Annotated in this window: 6 protein-coding genes and 2 pseudogenes; 2 read left to right on the plus strand and 6 right to left on the minus strand. The window is 32.5% G+C overall.

From position 1 onward, the window contains the following. Positions 1 to 21 precede the first annotated feature (21 nt). The gene (locus BN2628_RS01100; RefSeq protein ID WP_044230644.1) at positions 22 to 303 is read left to right on the plus strand and encodes a putative quinol monooxygenase; all 282 of its coding nucleotides are present in this window, start codon (positions 22 to 24) and stop codon (positions 301 to 303) included. Between the two features lie 132 nt (positions 304 to 435). Here BN2628_RS01100 and BN2628_RS01105 read toward each other — a convergent pair whose 3' ends face one another. Beyond that, a complete protein-coding gene (locus tag BN2628_RS01105) occupies positions 436 to 1,143 on the minus strand; it encodes an SIMPL domain-containing protein (RefSeq protein WP_044230645.1) in 708 nt (235 codons plus the stop codon). A gap of 170 nt (positions 1,144 to 1,313) precedes the next feature. Here BN2628_RS01105 and BN2628_RS01110 point away from each other — a divergent pair, with 170 nt between their 5' ends. Continuing rightward, the gene (locus BN2628_RS01110) at positions 1,314 to 1,742 is read left to right on the plus strand and encodes a hypothetical protein (RefSeq protein WP_044230646.1); all 429 of its coding nucleotides are present in this window, start codon (positions 1,314 to 1,316) and stop codon (positions 1,740 to 1,742) included. A gap of 175 nt (positions 1,743 to 1,917) precedes the next feature. Here the strand turns inward: BN2628_RS01110 and BN2628_RS01115 are convergent, their stop codons facing one another. The 5 genes and pseudogenes from BN2628_RS01115 to BN2628_RS01135 form a co-directional block, all read right to left on the minus strand. Further along, complete coding sequence (locus BN2628_RS01115) at positions 1,918 to 3,021, minus strand: ABC transporter permease (RefSeq protein WP_044230647.1); 1,104 nt, start codon at positions 3,019 to 3,021, stop codon at positions 1,918 to 1,920. A gap of 7 nt (positions 3,022 to 3,028) precedes the next feature. Next, positions 3,029 to 4,141 (minus strand): ABC transporter permease, encoded by a 1,113-nt coding sequence (locus tag BN2628_RS01120; RefSeq protein ID WP_044230648.1) that lies wholly within the window; start codon positions 4,139 to 4,141, stop codon positions 3,029 to 3,031. Between the two features lie 50 nt (positions 4,142 to 4,191). Continuing rightward, positions 4,192 to 4,920 (minus strand): annotated as a pseudogene (locus BN2628_RS01125) (ABC transporter ATP-binding protein); the annotation flags it as partial. An 11-nt stretch (positions 4,921 to 4,931) separates the two neighbouring features. Further along, positions 4,932 to 5,852: an ABC transporter ATP-binding protein gene (locus tag BN2628_RS01130; protein WP_044230649.1), complete on the minus strand. Its 921-nt coding sequence runs from the start codon at positions 5,850 to 5,852 to the stop codon at positions 4,932 to 4,934. Further along, a pseudogene (locus BN2628_RS01135) lies at positions 5,852 to 6,037 on the minus strand (hypothetical protein); the annotation flags it as partial. The gene BN2628_RS01130 and the pseudogene BN2628_RS01135, both read right to left, overlap by 1 nt.

Below are 6,037 nucleotides of genomic sequence, written 5' to 3' on the forward strand. Positions count from 1 at the left end.
AATATCTAAATTTTTTGACAAATGGAGAAAAAGACTATTGTAGCTCGGGCAAAAGTGCTTGCTGAAAAACAAGCTGCTTTTCTTAATGCAACAGAAGCTCTGATTCAGGGGACGAGAGCTGAAAGAGGGAATATAAGTTATACGCTTTATCAAAGTACAGAGAATCCGTCCGATTTCATTTTTTATGAAGAGTATAAGGATGAAAATGCCATGAGTGTCCATGCAACATCGGAACACTTTAAGTCTTTTGTTGAAACCATAGATGGAATGTTAGCAGAAGAAATGGTTATAGAATCTTTTTAAGAATGAGTTTTTTTATATAGAATTATAGGTTTTATTCCCCGTTATGTGAATAATTTTGTGATTTGTAGATTCTTAATTGTCCTATTTTCATAATTTCAGGACAGTTAAGAAAGGAAAAGTATACTGTAAGATTTATTTTATTTCAAATCGAGCTTGGATTTCGTATTGTAACTTAATTTTACGAAAATTGTTACTATCGGATTGATTGTTTAAAGAAATATTACTTATTCTGTTTTGAGCTTGTCCATATAATGGTTGTTTATTAGCTGGTTCCGTGATTGAAATTATTTCACCTATTTGTTTTCCTACGCTTGCTAATAAGTATTTAGCTTTATCCTCTGCAGCCTTTAATGCCGCAATTTTTACTTTTTTGCGATATTGTGCTATATTTTTATTTTTTAATTCGCTAATGTTCATATATGTTATCCCATGAGTATCGATAGTCTCGATAATTTTATCAATCATGTTGAAATCATATAATTTTATTTCCAGTTGTTTACTGATTAAGAAATCTTTTCCTGGTTCTCTCCAAAAATCACCTATTTCATTTATTGTTATATCATTGGTTGAAATTCCTATTCTTGTTAAGTTATTGATTAGTTCATGTTCTATGACCTTAATGGAGACTTTGGTTTTGTAGTCTTCAGGTTTGCTCCTTTTTTCAAATTCTTCTTTCCAATACTCTTTGATATGGATTGTGTATCGGATTTCATCTGGATTTATTTCCATTTCAGAACTACCGGTAACATCAATAAATCGTATTATTTCTTCATTTCTGTTTTGTGCTGTTATTGTCGTTAGTAAAAATATCCAAGATAGTATAAAGAAAAATTTTTTCATGGTAGAAAGTGTTTTTTATTTATTGCAAGATATATTTTTTGTGAGAGAAAACAATAGAATATCAATTATTTTATAACATTTCAATTATATTTAAAATATAGCATTAAACCTAAGTGTCGCATATATCGTTGTTATATCAAGAAAATGTAATTGTGTGGAGGAATTGAGAGATGATATTAGGAGGAATTGTAATTTTAGTTGTTGTTCTATTATTGACAGGTTTGATGTATGATTTCAAGCAAAGTAATGAAAATAGGTTATTTACCATGTCATTGTCTGGGAGATGGAAGCGAAGTGATTCGGTTAGTTCTTCATTAAGATATGATTTGACAATCACGGGAAAAAAGTGGACTGAGATTGTGTATCGCAATAATATCCCTATTGAAAGATTTGATGCTGAGTATAATTATGATGTGGAAACTGGTGGCATATATTTTGATAATTATCATCAGATATACGAAAATGATGGGTGTAATCATTTAGAATATGTTAACGAAGGGTTGATTATTGTTCAATTATCCGGTAGAGATTTTACTTATGTTAGTAATTGTTCCCATACATATGAGCGACAAACAAATAAAGATAAAAGTTCAATTTAAAAAAGTAATAGGAAAAGAATAAATAGAAATATACGCTGTGTAAAAGGGTATACTTGGAAATTTGTAGTTTCCGGATACCCTTAATCACTAAAAATTTTACAATACTATTTATTTTTAGAAAAGATTTATCATCATAATATTATATAAGGTTTCTATAGATTAAAAACATTTTGGCTTAAGATTTTTTCTTATAACTGAAAATTGCCCATGTGTAGAAAAATGCTGCAAACCCCATTAGTACAAATGCTTGAGCCTTTAATTCGATGAAGTTACTTCCTTTGAGAAATACCATACGCATGACTTCAATAAAATACCTTAGAGGGTTGAAAATTGTGATTATTTTAGCCCATTCTGGCATTCCGTTTATTGGCGTAAATAGACCGCTGAGCAATAGTAAAATCATGATGAAGAAATACATGACGAACATTGCCTGTTGCATGGTGTCAGAATAGTTTGAGATTACTAATCCCATACCGGAAACTGCAAGTACATATATAATAGCGAATGTATATAGGGTTAACAAATTGCCCACAGGAACTAATCCATAAATAAGCCATGCTAATAAGAAACAAATTGATAATACTAAAAATCCGATAATCCAGTATGGTATCATTTTGGCAAGGATAAAATTGAATTTACTTACAGGAGTAACATTGATTTGTTCTATTGTCCCTTTTTCTTTTTCTTCTACAATATTTAGAGCTGGGAGAAATCCGCACAGCATAGTCAGGAGCATAACCATTAAGGCAGGAATCATAAATACTTTATAGTTTAAATGGGGATTAAAGCGGTTTTGAGTTATAATTTGTATCCCTGTTGGACTTTTAGAGGGAAATTTTTCTTCTATGAGTTCATTCCTGAAATTTTGTATGATTTCGGAAATATATGAACTGCCGATACTCCCATTCGTACCGTTGACTGTATTGGCAGATATTAGAACTTCAGATATTCCTTCTTTCTGTATCTTTTGCTCAAAATCTGATGGAATTTCTAAAATGATATCTGCTTTTCCCCATTCTATTTCTTTCATTCCTGCTTTATAAGAGCTGGCTATTCCTGATAATTTGAAATATCCGCTGGATATGGTTTTTTGAATGAGTCGTTTTGATGTAGATGTTTGGTTATTGTCTATGATACAAAGGTTTAGATTTTTTATTTCCATACTTGCAGCCCATGGTAGTATCAAGATAACCATACATGGAAACATTATTATTAGTTTGGGTAGGAAACTATTGCGTATTATTTGTCGAAATTCTTTTTCAATCAGATATTTTATCATAATATTATTATTCTAATCGGTTATTGAACTTTTTAAGACTTATAATTATTAAGAAAATTCCCATGGAAAAGAGTATACAAACTTCTTTCCATACCATGAAAATACTTAGTCCTTCTATCATGATTTTTTTTATTGATATGATATACCACCGGGCAGGAAGTATACAAGATATGGTTTGTAAAATGTGTGGCATGCTTTCTATAGGAAACATCATGCCGGACAAGACCATAATAGGCATAATTAATACCATTCCTGATACCAGCATAGCTGCTACTTGCGTTTGAGTGACAGTAGATATAAGTAAACCGAGTGATAAAGATACAATAATAAACAATAAAGAAATAAAGATTAGACTGAATACATTTCCTGTGATAGGAACATCGAGTACATATACCGATAATAATAAAATACTCGTTAGGTTTATACAAGATAACGCAAAGTATGGAATCATCTTTGCAAAAATGATGAATATAGGTTTTACAGGAGATACGAGCAAAATCTCCATTGTGCCGGTTTCCTTCTCTCGTACAATTGATATAGAAGTCATCATGGCACAAATGAGAGTGAAAATGAGTCCCATTACGCCAGGAACAAAATTGTACGCACCTTTCATCCGTGGATTATATAGTAACTTTACGACAGGTTGTATCGAAAATTTACCAGAGAGAGTTTCTCCAGAATTTAGACTTTGTTGTGCAGATAGAAGTATATTAGTGAGGTAAGTAACATACATTGTGGCCATATTCGGGTCAGTTCCATCTGCTATAATTTGTACGGAAGCTTGTCCTGAGTGTCGTAGGTCATTATCGAAATGGTCGCTAAAAACAAGTACTAAATCTGTTTTATTTTTTCTGAAAATCTCATCAATTTCATCTGTAGTATAAATGTTTTCAGATATGCTTAAATATTCATTTGCATTTATTTGTTGAATAATATTCTGTGTAATATCGTCTTTAGAGTGATCGAGTATTGAGACACGCACATTTTTCACCTCAGTTGTAACCGCGAACCCAAAAAGAATGATTTGGATAATTGGCATTATTAACAAAATGAGGATGGTACGCCTATCTCGTAATATATGATGAAATTCTTTTATGACGAATGCTAAAAACTGTTTCATTTGGGTAAGTTTTTTATCAAATATTATATTAATAATATTGTTTCAATATTTTATTCACCTCTTTTAGCTTTACGTGCTAGACGAAAAAATACATCTTCCATGGATTTAGCATTGAATTGCTGTTTTAATTGTGTTGGAGAATCGAGTGCTTCTATTTTTCCATCTACCATGATGGATACTCGATTACAATATTCTGCTTCATCCATATAGTGAGTGGTTACAAATATTGTTATACCTCTGTCGGCAGCCTGATAAATAAGCTCCCAAAATTGTCGGCGTGTGGCAGGGTCTACTCCACCTGTAGGTTCATCGAGAAATACGATTTTCGGTTCATGGAAAATTGATACGGAAAAAGCCAGTTTCTGTTTCCATCCTAAAGGTAGGTGTTTCACCAAAGTATTTTTTTCGTTTACAAAACCTAATTGATTCAGTAATTCTTCGGTTTTGGGAGCGATTATATTTTCTTTTACACCATATATTCCGGCGAAAAGTCGAATATTTTCCCAGACTTTTAAGTCTTCATATAGTGAAAATTTCTGACTCATATATCCAATATTCTGTTTTATCTGCTCTGATTGTAAGTTTATGTCGAATCCGGCAACTGTTCCGTTTCCGGAGGTCGGCTTACTAAGACCACATAGCATTCTCATCGCAGTTGTTTTACCAGCTCCATTTGCTCCTAAGAATCCGAAAATTTCACCTTTCTTTACGTCAAAGGAAATATGGTCGACGGCTGTAAAACTACCGAATTGTTTTGTTAGTTCTTGAATTTTTATGACTGTGGAGGTATTCATAGATTTCCTTTTGATGAGGATAATTGCATATAACAATCTTCAATTGTAGGATTAATAGGGTTGACGTGAATCCCAGTATGACCTTTTTTCTGTAAGAAAGTAATGAGGCTTTCGAGAGAGAGTATTTCTGTATCGACAGTAATGTGATGGACTTCACCAAATGCAAAGCAACTTTTTACTCCGATGCAGTTTCTTAAATCAGATAACAATGCTGACATATGCTCGGCTTTTACAGCCCATAATGTTTCGGGAAAATTGTTGATAATATTTTGAGGTGGTTCTATTTTCATAAATTCTCCATTTTGTATAAGAGCTATACGATCACATAGGGTGGCTTCGTCCATGTATGGAGTAGAAACTAAAATAGTGATACCTTGTTTCCTTAAATTTCTCAGCATCTCCCAGAATTCTTTTCTGGAAACAGGATCAACTCCAGTTGTTGGTTCATCGAGAAATAGAACTTTGGGTTTATGAATAAGAGCACAGCTAAGAGCAAGTTTTTGCTTCATTCCTCCAGATAATTTACCGGCCTTTCGAGTTTTGAATGGTTCTATTTGACTATAGATGTCTTTTATCAAATTATAATTGTTTTTTATAGTAGTATGGAATACTGTCGCAAAGAATTGAAGATTTTCTTCTACTGTCAAGTCTTGATATAAAGAAAACTTCCCAGGCATATATCCGACTTGGGTGCGTATTTTTTTGTAATCTTTAACGACATCTAAACCTTCTATTGTGGCAGTTCCTGTATCTGGCAGAATTAGAGTGGTGAGAATTCTGAAAAGTGTTGTTTTTCCAGCACCGTCAGGGCCTATGATACCGAAGAGTTCTCCTTTTTCTACTGAAAACGAGATATTATTTAAAGCTTTTGCTTCTTCGTAACTTTTGTTTATATTTTTAACTACTATTGTTTGCATTATTTAGAAAAACTTATTTCTCCATACATTCCTATTTTTATATAGCCGTCATTCTTCACTGCGATTTTTACTGCATATACCAAGTTTGCTCTTTCATCTTGGGTTTGTATACCTTTGGGAGTGAATTCTGCCTTGGAAGATATCCATGAAACAATACCTTGATAATTATGCTGTTGTTTACCTCC

This window comes from Gabonia massiliensis, assembly GCF_001403595.1.
Taxonomy (GTDB): Bacteria; Bacteroidota; Bacteroidia; order Bacteroidales; family Coprobacteraceae; genus Coprobacter; species Coprobacter secundus.

What these genes read in the sequence shown, in the direction of transcription:
- BN2628_RS01100 (WP_044230644.1), top strand. Translation starts at nt 22, where the DNA reads ATGGAGAAAAAGACTATTGTAGCTCGGGCAAAAGTGCTTGCTGAAAAA.
- BN2628_RS01105 (WP_044230645.1), bottom strand. Translation starts at nt 1,143, where the DNA reads ATGAAAAAATTTTTCTTTATACTATCTTGGATATTTTTACTAACGACA.
- BN2628_RS01110 (WP_044230646.1), top strand. Translation starts at nt 1,314, where the DNA reads ATGATATTAGGAGGAATTGTAATTTTAGTTGTTGTTCTATTATTGACA.
- BN2628_RS01115 (WP_044230647.1), bottom strand. Translation starts at nt 3,021, where the DNA reads ATGATAAAATATCTGATTGAAAAAGAATTTCGACAAATAATACGCAAT.
- BN2628_RS01120 (WP_044230648.1), bottom strand. Translation starts at nt 4,141, where the DNA reads ATGAAACAGTTTTTAGCATTCGTCATAAAAGAATTTCATCATATATTA.
- BN2628_RS01130 (WP_044230649.1), bottom strand. Translation starts at nt 5,852, where the DNA reads ATGCAAACAATAGTAGTTAAAAATATAAACAAAAGTTACGAAGAAGCA.